The sequence below is a fragment of the Streptomyces sparsogenes genome, assembly GCF_001704635.1.
Taxonomy (GTDB): Bacteria; Actinomycetota; Actinomycetes; order Streptomycetales; family Streptomycetaceae; genus Streptomyces; species Streptomyces sparsogenes.
Genome location: NZ_MAXF01000119.1, coordinates 14,284 through 29,433 on the forward strand (window position 1 = coordinate 14,284; position 15,150 = coordinate 29,433).

Annotated in this window: 13 protein-coding genes and 1 pseudogene; 11 read left to right on the plus strand and 3 right to left on the minus strand. The window is 72.8% G+C overall.

Going from position 1 to position 15,150, the window contains the following annotated elements; all coding sequences use genetic code 11:
• The first annotated feature begins 54 nt into the window (after positions 1-54).
• The 4 genes and pseudogenes from BBH68_RS24720 to BBH68_RS24735 all read left to right on the plus strand — a co-directional run bounded on the left by BBH68_RS24720 (position 55) and on the right by BBH68_RS24735 (position 3,296).
• A pseudogene (locus tag BBH68_RS24720) lies at positions 55-796 on the plus strand (amino acid ABC transporter ATP-binding protein).
• 16 nt (positions 797-812) lie between these two features.
• The gene (locus BBH68_RS24725) at positions 813-1,727 is read left to right on the plus strand and encodes a glutamate ABC transporter substrate-binding protein (protein WP_065965700.1); all 915 of its coding nucleotides are present in this window, start codon (positions 813-815) and stop codon (positions 1,725-1,727) included.
• A gap of 64 nt (positions 1,728-1,791) precedes the next feature.
• The gene (locus BBH68_RS24730; protein ID WP_065965701.1) at positions 1,792-2,436 is read left to right on the plus strand and encodes an amino acid ABC transporter permease; all 645 of its coding nucleotides are present in this window, start codon (positions 1,792-1,794) and stop codon (positions 2,434-2,436) included.
• Positions 2,433-3,296: an amino acid ABC transporter permease gene (locus BBH68_RS24735; protein ID WP_065965702.1), complete on the plus strand. Its 864-nt coding sequence runs from the start codon at positions 2,433-2,435 to the stop codon at positions 3,294-3,296. The genes BBH68_RS24730 and BBH68_RS24735 overlap by 4 nt, the downstream gene beginning before the upstream one ends.
• A 15-nt stretch (positions 3,297-3,311) precedes the next feature.
• Here the strand turns inward: BBH68_RS24735 and BBH68_RS24740 are convergent, their stop codons facing one another.
• Positions 3,312-4,778 carry a sensor histidine kinase gene (locus BBH68_RS24740; RefSeq protein WP_065965712.1) on the minus strand — a complete coding sequence of 489 codons (1,467 nt, stop codon included), beginning with the start codon at positions 4,776-4,778 and terminating at the stop codon, positions 3,312-3,314.
• A 23-nt stretch (positions 4,779-4,801) separates the two neighbouring features.
• A complete protein-coding gene (locus BBH68_RS24745; protein WP_065965703.1) occupies positions 4,802-5,545 on the minus strand; it encodes a response regulator transcription factor in 744 nt (247 codons plus the stop codon).
• 185 nt (positions 5,546-5,730) lie between these two features.
• Between BBH68_RS24745 and BBH68_RS24750 the strand changes: the two genes are divergently transcribed.
• From BBH68_RS24750 to BBH68_RS24760, 3 genes are all read left to right on the plus strand, one after another.
• Entirely contained in the window at positions 5,731-7,098 is a 1,368-nt protein-coding gene (locus BBH68_RS24750) for a ferredoxin reductase family protein (RefSeq protein ID WP_065965704.1), read from the plus strand.
• A gap of 62 nt (positions 7,099-7,160) precedes the next feature.
• Positions 7,161-7,622, plus strand: coding sequence for an FMN-binding protein (locus BBH68_RS24755; RefSeq protein WP_065965705.1), 462 nt, complete (start codon positions 7,161-7,163; stop codon positions 7,620-7,622).
• Between the two features lie 34 nt (positions 7,623-7,656).
• The gene (locus tag BBH68_RS24760) at positions 7,657-8,370 is read left to right on the plus strand and encodes an FAD:protein FMN transferase (protein ID WP_174589084.1); all 714 of its coding nucleotides are present in this window, start codon (positions 7,657-7,659) and stop codon (positions 8,368-8,370) included.
• 13 nt (positions 8,371-8,383) lie between these two features.
• On the opposite strand, the gene BBH68_RS24765 is transcribed toward BBH68_RS24760, so the two are convergent.
• Positions 8,384-9,127, minus strand: a complete 744-nt coding sequence (locus BBH68_RS24765; protein ID WP_065965707.1) for a hypothetical protein — start codon at positions 9,125-9,127, stop codon at positions 8,384-8,386.
• A gap of 132 nt (positions 9,128-9,259) precedes the next feature.
• Between BBH68_RS24765 and ggt the strand changes: the two genes are divergently transcribed.
• The 4 genes from ggt to hydA all read left to right on the plus strand — a co-directional run bounded on the left by ggt (position 9,260) and on the right by hydA (position 15,023).
• Positions 9,260-11,176: a gamma-glutamyltransferase gene (gene ggt, locus BBH68_RS24770; protein WP_245738288.1), complete on the plus strand. Its 1,917-nt coding sequence runs from the start codon at positions 9,260-9,262 to the stop codon at positions 11,174-11,176.
• Positions 11,177-11,440: 264 nt separating this feature from the next.
• On the plus strand, positions 11,441-12,283 hold the full coding sequence (locus tag BBH68_RS24775) for a nitrilase-related carbon-nitrogen hydrolase (RefSeq protein ID WP_065965708.1): 843 nt from the start codon (positions 11,441-11,443) through the stop codon (positions 12,281-12,283).
• Entirely contained in the window at positions 12,280-13,623 is a 1,344-nt protein-coding gene (locus BBH68_RS24780; RefSeq protein WP_065965709.1) for an aspartate aminotransferase family protein, read from the plus strand. The genes BBH68_RS24775 and BBH68_RS24780 overlap by 4 nt, the downstream gene beginning before the upstream one ends.
• Positions 13,620-15,023: a dihydropyrimidinase gene (gene hydA / locus BBH68_RS24785; RefSeq protein WP_065965714.1), complete on the plus strand. Its 1,404-nt coding sequence runs from the start codon at positions 13,620-13,622 to the stop codon at positions 15,021-15,023. The genes BBH68_RS24780 and hydA overlap by 4 nt, the downstream gene beginning before the upstream one ends.
• Positions 15,024-15,150: the final 127 nt, after the last annotated feature.

Sequence of the window (15,150 nt, forward strand, 5' to 3'; positions counted from 1 at the left end):
TGTGCGGATAGTTTGCGCTGAGCGCGACACAGCTGAAAGTGGGTGGGGCCGGGTATGGCCGTCGGCGAACCGTTGATCGAGCTGCGCGAGGTCAACAAGTACTTCGGCGCGCTGCACGTCCTGCGGGACATCGACCTCACCGTCGGCCGCGGCGAGGTGGTGGTCGTCATCGGCCCCTCCGGCTCCGGCAAGTCCACCCTGTGCCGGACCATCAACCGCCTGGAGGCGATCGACTCCGGCACCATCACGGTGGACGGGGTCCCGCTGCCCGAGGAGGGCAGGGAACTCGCCCGGCTGCGCGCCGACGTGGGGATGGTCTTCCAGTCCTTCAACCTCTTCGCGCACAAGACCGTGCTGGCCAATGTGATGCTCGCCCAGCTCAAGGTGCGCGGCCGGACCAAACAGGAGGCCGAGCGGCGCGCCCGCGAGCTGCTCGGCCGGGTCGGGCTCGCCGACCAGGCGGACAAGTACCCCGCCCAGCTGTCGGGCGGCCAGCAGCAGCGGGTGGCCATGCGCGCTGGCCATGGACCCCAAGGCGATGCTCTTCGACGAGCCGACCTCCGCCCTCGACCCGGAGATGATCAACGAGGTGCTCGAGGTCATGCGCCAACTGGCCCGCGAGGGCATGACGATGGTCGTGGTCACCCACGAGATGGGGTTCGCGCGCTACGCCGCCCACCGCGTCGTCTTCATGGACGGCGGCGCGATCGTCGAGGACCGGCCGCCCGACGAGTTCTTCTCCGCGCCGCGCACCGAGCGCGCCAAGGACTTCCTCTCCAAGATCCTCAAGCACTGAGTCCCGGGTGGATCCCATGACGCGCATCCGCCGCACGCTCGCGGCCCTGGCCCTCGCCCTGACCCTCCTCGCCGCCGGCGGCTGCGGCAAGGAGGGCAGCCCCCCGGTCAAGGGGCCCAGCCCCGAGGCGCTGCCCGCCTACCAGGTGGCCACCGGCTTCCGGCTGCCCGCCTCGCCCACCTGGCGCAAGGCCAAACGCCGCGGATACCTGGTGGTCGGCGTCAAGGAGGACCAGCCGTACCTGGGCGAGAAGGACCCGGCCACCGGCCGCTACTCCGGCTTCGACATCGAGATCGCCAAGATGATGGCCGCCTCGCTCGGCTTCGACCCCAAGACGATCAGGTTCAAGACCATCGCCTCGGCGAACCGCGAGACCGCCCTCCAGAACGGCCAGATCGACTACTACGTCGGCACCTACACCATCAACCCCCTCCGCAAGCGCCTGGTCGGCTTCGCCGGCCCCTACTTCATGGCCGGCCAGTCGCTGCTGGTGCGCAAGGACGAGAACGACATCCACGGCCCGCAGGACCTCGCCGGCAAGACCGTGTGCTCGGTGGCCGGCTCCACCCCGCTGATGCGCCTCCAGGCCGACTACCCCAAGGCCCGCGCGGTCGCGTACGACACCTACTCGGTCTGCGTCGACAACCTGATCAGCCTCCAGGTGGACGCGGTCACCACCGACAACACCATCCTGCTGGGCTACGCGGCCAAGGCCCCGAACGAGCTGAAGGTCGTCGGCAAACCCTTCTCCAAGGAGCCGTACGGCATCGGCGTGCCCAAGAAGGACACCGCGCTGCGCTTCGCCCTCGACGACGCCATCCGGGCCCGTGAGCGCAACGGCGACTGGCGGAGGGCGTACAACGCGACCCTGGGCCGCTCCGGGGTGCCCGCGCCCAGGCCGCCCCGCGTCGACCGCTACCCGGCGCGCTGAGAAGCCCCCGAACCGGAAGACCAGCACCACCACCAGTACCGACACCAGACCAGGACCCGCCCCCATGGACGTACTCACGCAGAACTTCTCCCTCTACGGCGAGGGCTTCCTCGGCACCGTGCAGCTCACCGTCTACGCCTCGCTGCTCGCGCTCGGGCTCGGCGTCCTGATGGCCGGCTTCCGCGTCGCGCCGGTCGCCCCGCTGCGGGCCTTCGGCACCGCCTGGGTCACGGTGCTCCGCAACACCCCGCTGACCCTGCTGTTCTTCGCGGTGATGCTCGGCCTGCCCCGCTTCGGGCTCGTCCTGCCGTTCTTCACCTTCGCGGTGCTCGCCCTCGGCTGCTACACCTCGGCCTTCATCTGCGAGGCGGTGCGCTCCGGCATCAACACCGTGCCGCTCGGGCAGGGCGAGGCGGCCCGCAGCCTGGGCATGAGCTTCCCCCAGACGCTCGGCGCGGTGGTCCTGCCGCAGGCGTTCCGCACGGTCATCCCGCCCATCGGCTCGACCCTGATCGCGCTGGCCAAGAACTCCGCCATCGCCGGCTCGTTCAGCGTGACCGAGCTGCTCGGCACCTACAAACCGCTCAACGAACTCGGCTACAACATCATCTGGACCTTCCTCTGGATCGCCGTCGGCTATCTGATCATCACCCTCGCCATCAGCGGGCTCTTCCATGTGCTGGAGCGCCGCTGGGGAGTGCCCCGATGACCGCCGCCAGCGCCCTCTACGACATCCCCGGTCCCCGCGCGCGGGCCCGCCACCGCACCTACGCCCTCCTCGCCACCCTCGTCCTGCTGCTTCTGCTCGGCTGGGTCGGGTACGCGCTCGTCGACACCGGCCAGTTCGCGGCCGAGAAGTGGCGCCCCTTCGAGTACAAGGGCATCCAGCTCCTGCTGCTGCGCGGGCTCGGCAACACCCTCAAGGCCTTCGGCCTCGCCGCGGTCCTCTCCCTCGCCCTCGGCGGGGTCCTCGCCGCCGGGCGCCTTTCCGACCACCGCCCGGTGCGCTGGGTCGCCACGCTGGTCGTGGAGTTCTTCCGGGCGATGCCCCTGCTGGTGATGATCTTCTTCGTGTTCGTGGCGCTGAAGGTGCAGCCGCTCCCCGCGCTCGTCACCGGACTGACCCTCTACAACGGCTCGGTGCTCGCCGAGGTGTTCCGGGCGGGGGTCAACTCCGTCGAGCGCGGGCAGCGCGAGGCCGCGTACTCCCTCGGCATGAACAAGACGCAGGTCATGGCGCACGTCCTGGTGCCGCAGGGGGTGCGCGCGATGCTGCCGGCCATCATCAGCCAGCTGGTGGTGGCCCTGAAGGACACCTCGCTCGGCTTCCTCATCACCTACGAGGAGTTCCTCCACGCCGGCAAGCTCATCGCCGGCAACCTCGACTACGGCCTGCCCTTCATCCCGGTCGTCATGATCATCTCCCCGGTCTACATCGGCATGTGCATGCTGCTGTCCTGGCTCGCCAACTGGGTCGCCAAGCGCGAGCGGCGCAGCGTGAAGACCAGGGCGGTGGAGGTGGCCCCGGCCGCGCCGACCACGGTGCTCCCGGGCGACACCCAGACCTGACCCGCTCCCGCCCCGTTACGCCTGGGCAACGATCGGCGGCCCGGCCTCCGCCCCCCGCGCCTCCGGCAGCGTCACCCGGAAGACCGTGCTCCCCGGCCGGCTCGTCACCCCGATCGACCCGCCGTGTGCCGCCACCACCGCCCGTACGATCGAGAGCCCCAGGCCAGAGCCGCCCGCCGCCCGCGAGCGGCTGGGGTCGGCGCGCGCGAAGCGCTCGAACACCTCCGGCAGCAGCGCCTCGGGGATGCCCGGCCCGTCGTCCGCCACCGTCAGCCGCACCCGCCCCTCGCGCGCCACCAGACCGACCGCCACCTCGGTGCCCGGCGGGGTGTGCGCCCGCGCGTTGGCCAGCAGATTGGCCACCACCTGCTGCAACCGGTGCTCGTCGCCCGTGACCGTCACCGGCTCCTCGGGCAGCTCCAGCGTCCAGCGGTGCTCCGGCCCCGCGGCCCGCGCGTCGCCCGTCGCGTCCAGCACCAGCCGCGTCAGATCGACCGGCCCGCGGGCCAGTGGCCGGCCCGCGTCGAGCCGCGCGAGCAGCAGCAGATCGTCGACCAGCGCGCTCATCCGCTCCGACTCCGACTGGATCCGCTCCAGCGCGTGCCGCACCTGGCCGGGCACCGGCCCCGGGTGGCGCAGCGCCAGCTCGGCGTGGCCGCGCACGGTGGCCACCGGGGTCCGCAGCTCATGGCTGGCGTCCGCGGCGAACTGCCGCAGCCGCTCCTCGCCGGCGTGCCGGCTGGCCAGCGCGTCGCCGACATGCCCCAGCATCCGGTTCAGCGCGGCGCCCACCTGGCCGACCTCGGTGCGCGGATCGGTGTCCGGCACCGGCGCCGGCATCGCCACCTCCCCGCTGGCCAGCGGCAGCCGCGCCACCCCGGCCGCGGTGGCGGTCACCCGCCGCAGCGGCCGCAGCGACAGCCGCACCCACAGCGCGCCCACCACCCCGGTCACCGCGAGCGCCGATCCGAAGACCACGGCCTCCACCAGCACCACCCGGTGCACCGTCTCCTCCACCGGATGCAGCGGCAGGCCGGTGACCAGCACATCGCCGTCGTCCCCCGGGACCGCGAGGACCCGGTACGCGCCGATCGCCGACAGCCGGACGTCATGCCCGCGCCCGTCGGGGGGCAGGCCCGCCAGGATCCGCCGGTCGGCCTCGGTGAGCGGCACATGGGCGTCCGTGTTGTCCCGCACCACCGCGGCCCGCGTCGCCTCCCCGCCCTTCAGCCGGGCGCCGAAGGTGTACGCGGACTGGCCGCGCGTATCCGGGCCGTTGTCGGCGTCCGGCCGCTCGCCGTGCTCCAGACTCGCCGGGAAACGGCCCCCGGCCGCCACCAGCTGCTGGTCCAGGCGGCGCACCAGAAAGCCCTCCAGGGCCAGCACCGTGGTCAGCCCGACGGCCAGCGACGCCACCGCCAGCAGCACCACCAGCCCCGCGGTGAGCCGGGCCCGCAGCGTCCGGGGCAGCACGGCCCGCAGCGCCCGCGGCAGCGGCGGGCGCCTCACGGCGCGTCCGGCTTCAGCACGTACCCGACCCCGCGCACCGTGTGAATGAGCGGGGTCCGCCCCGCGTCGATCTTCTTCCGCAGATAGCTGATGTACAGCTCCACCACATGCGCCTTGCCACCGAAGTCGTACGACCACACCCGGTCCAGTATCTGCGCCTTCGACAGCACCCGGCGCGGGTTGCGCATCAGGAACCGCAGCAGCTCGAACTCGGTGCGGGACAGCTCGATCACCACCCCGCCCCGGGTGACCTCCCGAGCCCGCTCGTCCATCACCAGATCGCCCACGACCAGCCGGTCCGCCTGGAGCAGGTCCGACCTGCGCGCCATCCCGGCCCGGCGCAGCAGCCCGCGCAGCCTGGCCAGCACCTCCTCCAGGCTGAACGGCTTGGTCACATAGTCGTCGCCGCCCGCGGTGATCCCCGCGATCCGGTCCTCCACGGCGTCGCGCGCGGTGAGAAAGAGCACACACACGCCCTCCAGCTCGGCGCGCAGCCCGCGCAGCACCGTCAGACCGTCGGCGTCCGGCAGCATCCAGTCGAGCACCACCGCGTCGGGACGGAACGTACGGGCCGTGGCCAGCGCGGACGCGCCGTCCGACGCCGTACGCACCTCCCAGCCCTCATAGCGCAGGGCGCCCGACACCACCTCCGTCAGGTCGGGCTCGTCGTCGACGACGAGGACGCGGACGGGCGTGCCGTCGGCGCGGAGCAGGAAGGGGCTGGTGACGTCGTTCTCCATGGCACGTCCAGCATCTCTCGCCGCCCGGCCCGGCGGGCTCTGCGGACCCTCTGAGTTCGCTCTGAGTCTCCTCTGAATCACGGGCTCCAGCCGCGTTTCAAAGGCTTTTCAGAGGCTCCTCAGAAGAACCCCTGTGAACCTGGCGGCTCCGAGCACAGCCATGCCGCCCGCGAAAGGAAACCCCCGTGGCCACCACCGTCACCCACCGGCGCGCCGCCACCCGGCGCGCCCGGCGGCCCGCCCCGGGGCCGCCCGGCCTCGTCCCCGCCCTCACCCGGCTCGCCATCTGGGCGGGCGCCGCCGCCGTCCTCGCCCTGTGGTGGCGCCACACCGCCTCCGTGGTCGGCGCGGCGGGCTGGCTGACCGGCGCCGGGCGCATCACCGGGCTGCTCGCCGGCTACGCCTGCGCCGTCCTGCTGCTGCTCATGGCCCGGGTGCCGCTCCTGGACCGCCACGTCGGCAGCGACCGGCTGGCCCGCTGGCACGCCATGGGCGGCCGCTACACCGTCTCCCTCGCCCTCGCGCACACCCTGCTGATCATCTGGGGGTACGCGCTGACCTCGCACACCGGCGTCGTGGACCAGACCACCACCCTCGTCCTCCACTACCCCGACCTCCTCAAGGGCACCGCCGGCTTCCTGCTCCTGCTGGCCACCGGCGTCCTGTCCGCCCGCGTGGTGCGCCGCCGCGTCTCCTACGAGACCTGGCACCTGCTGCACCTCGCCACCTACCTGGCGGTCTTCCTGGTCTTCGGCCACCAGCTCTCCAACGGCGCCGACTTCGTCGGCGACCGCCCGGCCCAGCTCGCCTGGTACGCGCTGTACGGCTCGGTGGCGGCGCTGCTGCTGTGGTTCCGGTTCGCCGTCCCCGTACGGCGGGCGCTGCGCCACCGGCTGCGGGTCCTGGAGGTCCGGCCGGAGGCGCCCGGCGTCGTCTCGGTGTATGTGACCGGCGACCGGCTGGAGGAGCTGAGCGCCGAGCCCGGCCAGTTCTTCCGCTGGCGCTTCCTCGCCCCCGGCCTGTGGCGGGCCGCCAACCCGTACTCCCTCTCGGCCGCCGCCCACCCCTCGTACCTGCGGATCACCGTCAAGGCGGCCGGCGACCACAGCGCGGCCCTGGCCCGGCTCGCGCCCGGCACCCGGGTGCTGGCCGAGGGCCCGTACGGGGCGTTCACCGCCCGCCGCCGGCGCGCCCCCAAGGTGCTGCTGCTCGGCGGCGGGGTGGGCATCACCCCGCTGCGGGCGCTGTTCGAGACCCTGCCCGGCGACGTGACGCTGATCTACCGCGCCCGCCGGCCCGAGGACCTGGCGCTGCGCGCGGAGCTCGACCACCTCGCGGCGGCGCGCAGGGCCGTCGTCCACTACGTCGTGGACGAGCCGGCCGTGTACTCCTCCCCGCTGACCCCGGACGCCCTGCGCCGGCTGGTCCCGGACCTCGCCGAGCGCGAGGTGTACCTGTGCGGGCCGCCCGGGATGACGGAGGCCGCCAAGCAGGCCCTGCGGGGGGCCGGGGTGCCGCGCCACCGCGTCCACCACGAGTCATTCGCGTTCTAGCCGCGTCGTTCGCCGTTCCGGCCCAGAGAACCCGTCCCAGCCCAGAGAAAAGGAGTCCGGCTGTGCGCAAGGCCGCCGTCACCACCGTCTCGACCGTCGCGGGCGTGGTCCTGCTGCTGTCGCTCAAACCCCACGTCAACGCCACCCCCGCGGTGGCGGCCCCCTCCCCGTCCGCCCCGTCGTCCGCCCCGTCGAGCGGCGCGCCGTCACCGTCCCCGTCCACCTCCCGCACCACGTCCGCGAGCCCGACCGGCACCTACACCGGCGACACCTTCGACACCCGCTACGGCCCCGTGCAACTCGCCGTCACCCTCGCCCAGGGGAAGATCACCGCCGTCAAGGCGCTGCGGACCCCGTCCGGCGACGGCCGCTCCCAGCAGATCGCCTCCTACGCCGTACCCCAGCTCACCAGCGAGACGCTGAGCGCCCAGAGCGCCCGGATCGACGCGGTGTCCGGCGCCACCTACACCAGCGAGGGCTATGTCCAGTCCCTGCAGAGCGCCCTGGACAAGGCCGGTGTCTGAGGGGCGGCGCGGGGTGCGCCACGCCGAGCACGTCATGGGCACGGTCGTCTCCTTCGACATCCGCGACCCGGCCACCCCCGCCGTCGGACGGGCCCTCCGGGAGGCGGTGGCCTGGCTGCACCACGTGGACGAGGTGTTCTCCCCCTACCGCCCCGCCAGCACCGTCAGCCGCCTCGGCCGCGGCGAGCTCGCCCCCGAGCGGTGCGGGGCGGAGGTCGCCGAGGTGCTGGAGCTGTGCGAGGCCGCGGCGCGCGCCACCGGCGGCTGGTTCACCCATACGCCCGGCGGCCGGCTCGACCCGTCCGGGATGGTCAAGGGCTGGGCCGTGGAACGCGCCTCGCGGATCCTGTACGAGGCGGGGGCGCACAACACATGCGTCAACGGCGGCGGGGACATCCAGCTGCGGGGCGAGGCCGCGCCCGGCGTCCCCTGGCGCGTCGGCATCGCCCACCCGCTGCGCCCCGGCGCGGTGTGCGCCGTCGTCACCGGCCGCGACCTGGCCGTCGCCACCTCCGGCACCGCCGAACGCGGCCCCCACGTCCTCGACCCGCACACCGGCGAGCCCGCCACCGCCCTGGCCTCCCTCACCCTGACCGGCCCCGGCCTCACCTGGACCGACGCCCTGGCCACGGCCGCCTTCGCGATGGGCCACGGCGCCCGTGCCTGGACCGCGGCCCTCGACACCCACGAGGCCCTGGCGGTCACCGCCACCGGCGAGCTGTGGCACACCCCCGGTTTCCCCGCCTGAGCCCGGACCGCGCTCACTCCGACTTGTGCGCGGCGCGCGAGCGGCCCGGGGCCGCGGTCGCGGCCTTGGTGACGTCCGCGACCAGCTCCACCACATCCGGGCCGTACGCCTGCGAGTTGACGACCTTCAGCAGCAGGCAGAAGGAGCCCTGCGCGCCGTACTTGCGGGCCAGCCGGGCGCGGTTGCGCACCAGATGGCGGATCGCCGCCCGGTGGGTGACCGGACGCTGACCGGCCGCCAGGAAGACGGGGCGGCCCCCGTCGGCCGCCGTGAGCCGGGCCAGCAGCACATGCTCCACCGCGCCGGGCTCCGGCCGGTACTCGGTCCCGCCTATGGTGAACGCGCCCCGCTCCTGGGCCTCGTCGCCCTGGTGCACCGCGACACCCGGCAGCAGATTCGCCATATGGGCGGCCAGCCGGCGGTGCGCGGTCGGGTCCCCGACGCAGAACTCGGTGCGCGCCCCGAACCCCTGCAACCCGGTGTCGTGCGGCGCCACCTCCGCGTGCGCGCCGCAGTTCTCTATGACGGCGGCCAGGCCCAGCAGCGCGAGCGCGTCATGGCGCGGGATGCTCCAGTGCGCGGAGGTGCTGTCGCGGTGCGTCACCAGGACGCACTCGGAGCCGTCCGGCAGACCGAAGAACCGCTGCTCGCGCGTCCGCTTGCGGCGTGCGTAGGCCGAGTGCACGGCCCAGCCGAGAGCCAGGCCCACGACCAGGGCCGCGGCGGAAGCGATCAGGTCCTGCACGGTGTCAGTCATGGCCGCGCATCGTAGCCGCGAACCGGGTGTCTGTTCGAGCATGCGGGCGCGCTCGCCCTTCGCGCGCCCCCTGTCGTATCCGGGACGATCACGGGTAGGCTCCGGCCCCCTGTCGCCTGCATGGAGGTCCGGATGCCACACGCCGCCAGACCAGCCGCGTCGTCTTCGACACCAGCCGCCACCCCCGCCACGTCCACCGCCGCATCCACCGCGCTGCGCCGACTGCCGGCCCTCGCCGCCACGGCCGGTCTGGTCCTCGCCCTCGGCATCGCCCCGGCGGGGGCGCACGCCGGCGCAGCGGGCGGGACGGCCCCGGCCGGCTCGGCCGCCCCGACGCCCGGGAAGACGCCCGCCAAGACGCCCGTGGCCGTCGGCTACGGCGGCGCGGTCTCCAGCGTGGACGCCGACGCCTCGGCGGCCGGCATCGAGGTGCTGCGGCACGGCGGCAACGCGGTCGACGCGGCCGTGGCCACCGCGGCCGCGCTCGGCGTCACCGAGCCGTACTCGGCGGGCGTCGGTGGCGGCGGATACTTCGTCTACTACAACGCCAAGCAGCACAAGGTGTTCACCCTCGACGGGCGCGAGACCGCCCCGCGCAGCGCCGACGAGAAGCTCTTCCTGGACAAGGACGGCAAGCCCATCCCGTTCGCCGACGCCGTCACCAGCGGGCTGAGCGTCGGCACCCCCGGCACCCCCGCCACCTGGGACACCGCGCTGGACACCTGGGGCACCCGCTCGCTGGCCCAGGTGCTGAAGCCCGCCGAGCGCATCGCCCGCGACGGCTTCACCGTCGACGCGACGTTCCGCCAGCAGACCGCCGACAACCAGGCCCGCTTCAAGGACTTCCCCGACACCGCCAAGCTGTTCCTGCCCGGCGGCGAACTCCCCGTCGTCGGCTCCACCTTCACCAACCCCGACCTGGCCCGCACCTACGCGCTGCTGGCCAAGAAGGGCGTCGGCGCCGTCTACAAGGGCGAGCTGGGCCGCGACATCGTCGACACGGTCCGCAAGCCGCCCGTGGACCCCGCCGCGCGGCGCGTCGTACGGGCCGGCGACCTCACCGAGCGCGACCTGCGCGGGTACGAGGTCAAGCGCCAGGCCCCGACCAGGACCTCCTACCACGGTCTCGACGTGTACGGCATGGCCCCGTCCTCCTCCGGCGGCACCACCGTCGCCGAGGCGCTCAACATCCTGGAGAAGACCGACCTCACCAGGCTCAGCGACCGCGACTACCTGCACCGCTACATCGAGGCCAGCCGGATAGCCTTCGCCGACCGGGGGCGCTGGGTCGGCGACCCGGCCTTCGAGGGCGTGCCGACCAAGGGCCTCACCTCCCAGCGGTTCGCCGACTCCCGCGCCTGCCTGATCAAGGCCGACTCCGTGCTGACCAGCCCGGTCGCGCCCGGCGACCCCAGCCGGCCCACCGGCTGCGACAGCGGCGGCACCGCGGCCCCCACCACGTACGAGGGCGAGAACACCACGCACCTGACGGTCGCCGACAAGTGGGGCAACGTCGTCGCCTACACCCTCACCATCGAGCAGACCGGCGGCAGCGGTATCACCGTGCCCGGCCGCGGCTTCCTGCTCAACAACGAACTCACCGACTTCTCCTTCGCGCCCGCCAACCCCGCCGTCCACGACCCGAACCTGCCCGGCCCCGGCAAGCGGCCGCGCTCGTCCATGTCGCCGACGATCGTGACCGACAAGGGCCGCCCGGTGCTCGCCCTCGGCTCGCCCGGCGGCGCCACCATCATCACCACCGTCCTGCAGACCCTGCTCAACCACCTGGACCGCGGCATGCCCCTGGTCGACGCGATCGCCGCGCCGCGCGCCAGCCAGCGCAACGCCGCGCAGACCGAGCTGGAACCGGGGCTGTGGAACAGCCCGGTGCGCGGACAGCTCACGGCGCTGGGCCACTCCTTCAAGCAGAACCCGGAGATCGGGGCGGCCACGGGCGTACAGCGGCTGCCCGGCGGACGCTGGCTGGCCGCGGCGGAGACCGTACGGCGCGGGGGCGGCTCGGCGATGGTGGTCACCCCGCAGAAATGACGCCGCCCGGCAGATCCGAGCGCACCGCGCACACCGGCCGGACACGTGGTCCGGCCGGTGTGCGCGGCCTCGCCTGAAGGCGGAAGCCGGTGCGGCGGTCCCGCCCGAGGACGGAAGCCGGCGTACCGACGTCGCCCGACATAACACGAAACATGGGCGTCTTCGTTGAGTAACCGCCGCGGTATTGCCAGAGTGGTCCGTGCGCTTCTACGTTCTTCCCACAGCCCGGATCTACGTGCGTAGACGCCCGCGAGGGAGCTGATCATGGCCAATGTCGTACGTGCCGCGCTCGTCCAGTGCAGCTGGACCGGCGACACCGAATCGATGATCGCGAAGCACGAGGAGTACGCCCGGCAGGCCGCCGCCCAGGGCGCACGGGTGATCGGCTTCCAGGAGGTGTTCAACGCCCCGTACTTCTGCCAGGTGCAGGAGGCCGAGCACTACCGGTGGGCGGAGCCGGTCCCGGACGGGCCGACGGTCCGCCGCATGCGGGAGCTGGCCCGGGAGACCGGCATGGTGATGGTGGTGCCGGTGTACGAGGTGGAGCAGTCCGGCTTCTACTACAACACCGCCGCCGTGATCGACGCGGACGGCAGCTTCCTCGGCAAGTACCGCAAGCACCACATCCCGCAGGTCAAGGGGTTCTGGGAGAAGTACTACTTCAAGCCGGGAAACCTGGGCTGGCCGGTGTTCGACACCGCCGTCGGCAAGGTCGGCGTCTACATCTGCTACGACCGCCACTTCCCCGAGGGGTGGCGCGAGCTGGGCCTGGCCGGCGCCCAACTGGTCTACAACCCCTCGGCGACCTCGCGCGGCCTGTCGGCGTACCTGTGGCAGCTCGAGCAGCCGGCCGCCGCCGTCGCCAACGAATACTTCGTCGCCGCGATCAACCGCGTCGGCGTGGAGGAGTACGGCGACAACGACTTCTACGGCACCAGCTACTTCGTGGACCCGCGCGGCCGGCTCGTCGGCGAGGCCGCCAGCGACAAGGAGGAGGAGCTGATCATCCGGGACCTGGACTTCGGCCTGATCGACGAGGTGCGCCGGCAGTGGGCGTTCTACCGGGATCGACGGCCCGACGCGTACGACGGGCTGGTGAAACCGTGAGCGGCGAGCTGTACGAGCGGCACAAGGCCGTCCTGCCCGACTGGCTCGCCCTCTACTACGAGCGGCCGATCGAGATCACCCACGGCGAGGGCCGCCACGTCTGGGACGCCGACGGCAACCGCTACCTGGACTTCTTCGGCGGCATCCTCACCACCATGACCGCCCACGCCCTCCCCGAGGTCACCAAGGCGGTCAGCGAGCAGGCGGCGCGGATCCTGCACACCTCCACCCTCTACCTCGACCGCCCCATGGTGGAGCTGGCCGAGCGCGTCGCGGAGCTGTCCGGCATCCCCGACCCGCGCGTGTTCTTCACCACCTCCGGCACGGAGGCCAACGACACCGCCCTGCTGCTGGCCACCACGTACCGCCGCTCCAACCAGATCCTGGCGATGCGCAACAGCTACCACGGCCGGTCGTTCTCGACCGTCGGCATCACCGGCAACCGCTCCTGGTCGCCGACCAGCCTGTCCGCGCTCCAGACGCTGTTCGTGCACGGCGGGGTGCGCGGCCGCGGCCCGTACGCCGGGCTGTCGGACGCCGAGTTCGTCAAGGCGTGCGTCGCCGATCTGGAGGACGTCCTCGGCCAGGCGCACGGCCAGGTGGCGGCGCTGATCGCGGAGCCGGTGCAGGGCGTCGGCGGGTTCACCTCCCCGCCGGACGGGCTGTTCGCCGCGTTCCGTGAGGTCCTGGACCGGCACGGCATCCTGTGGATCACGGACGAGGTGCAGACCGGCTGGGGACGGACCGGCGACCACTTCTGGGGCTGGCAGGCGCACGCCGCCTCCGGCCCGCCGGACCTCCTCACCTTCGCCAAGGGCATCGGCAACGGCATGTCCATCGGCGGCGTCGTCGCCCGCGCCGAGATCATGAACTGCCTGGGCGCCAACTCCATCTCCACCTTCGGCGGCAGCCCGGTCACCATGGCCGCCGGCCTCGCCAACCTCACCCACCTCCTCGAACACGACCTCCAGGGCAACGCGCGCCGCGTGGGCGGACTCCTCATGGAGCGGCTGCGCGCCGCCTGCGCCGGCCTGGACGTCGTACGCGAGGTGCGCGGCCGGGGGCTGATGATCGGCATCGAGGTGGTCGAGCCGGGTACCGGCAGGCCCTCGCCCGAGGCGGCCTCGGCCGTCCTGGAGGCCGCGCGCCAGGGCGGGCTGCTGATCGGCAAGGGCGGCGGCCACAACACCAGCGCGCTGCGCATCGCCCCGCCGCTGAGCCTGACCGCCGCCGAGGCGGAGGAGGGCGCGGAGATCCTCGCGGCGGCGCTGCGCACGGCGCAGGCCATGGCGGACGGTTCGGAGGAAGTGGCCGAAGACGTCGGAAGGAGCGCACCCTGATGTCCCGCACCGTGATCCGCGGCGGCCTCGTCATCACCGCCGCCGAGGAGACCCGGGCCGACGTCCTGGTCGAGGACGGCCGCGTCGCCGCCCTCGCCGCCCCCGACAGCGCGTACGCCCAGGGCTGGACGGCCGACCGTACGATCGACGCGACCGACAAGTACGTCATCCCGGGCGGCGTGGACGCGCACACCCACATGGAGCTGCCCTTCGGCGGCACCCACGCCTCCGACACCTTCGAGACGGGCACCCGCGCCGCCGCCTGGGGCGGGACGACCACCATCGTGGACTTCGCCGTCCAGTCGGTGGGCCACTCCCTGCGCGAGGGGCTCGACGCCTGGCATGAGAAGGCCGACGGCAAGTGCGCCGTCGACTACGGCTTCCACATGATCATGTCCGATGTGACCACGTCCTCGCTCAAGGAGATGGACACCCTCGTCGGGCTCGGGGTGAGCTCGTTCAAGCTCTTCATGGCCTACCCGGGCGTGTTCTACAGCGACGACGGACAGATCCTGCGCGCCATGCAGCGCGGCGCGGCCAACGGCGGGCTGATCATGATGCACGCCGAGAACGGCATCGCCATCGACGTCCTCGTCGAACAGGCCCTGGCCGAGGGCAGGACCGACCCCCGCTATCACGGCGAGGTCCGCAAGACGCTGCTGGAGGCCGAGGCCACCCACCGCGCGATCCAGCTCTCCCGGGTGGCCGGCGCCCCGCTGTACGTCGTCCACGTCTCGGCCGAGGAAGCCGTGGCGGAGCTGGCCCAGGCCCGCGACAAGGGGCTGCCCGTCTTCGGGGAGACCTGCCCCCAGTACCTCTTCCTGTCCACGGACAACCTCGCCGAGCCGGACTTCGAGGGCGCCAAGTACGTGTGCTCCACCCCGCTGCGGCCGCGCGAGCACCAGGCCGCGCTGTGGAGGGGCCTGCGGACCAATGACCTCCAGGTCGTCTCCACCGACCACTGCCCCTTCTGCTTCACCGGCCAGAAGGAGCTGGGCCGCGGCGACTTCTCCAAGATCCCCAACGGGCTGCCGGGCGTGGAGAACCGGATGGACCTCCTCCATCAGGCGGTCGTAGAGGGACACATCTCGCGCCGCCGCTGGATCGAGATCGCCTGCGCCACCCCGGCCCGGATGTTCGGCCTCTACCCGAAGAAGGGCACCATCGCCCCCGGGGCCGACGCCGACCTCGTCGTCTACGACCCGCGGGCCGAGCAGACGCTCTCCGCCGAGACCCACCACATGAACGTCGACTACTCCGCCTACGAGGGGAAGCGGATCACCGGACAGGTGGAGACCGTGCTCTCGCGCGGCGAAACCGTCATCGACCGGCGGCGGTTCACCGGGCGCGCGGGCCACGGACGGTACCTCCCGCGCGACACCTGCCAATACCTGAACTAGCCCCGGACTTCGCGGGTCACCGGTTTAGGTCTGTGGCCAGCGGGTCTGTGTGATGTCGGTGTCGAGGAGGTCGAGGAGGTGGAGTTGGACGCCGCGGGTGATCTGGACGGACGGCGGGTCGGTGACG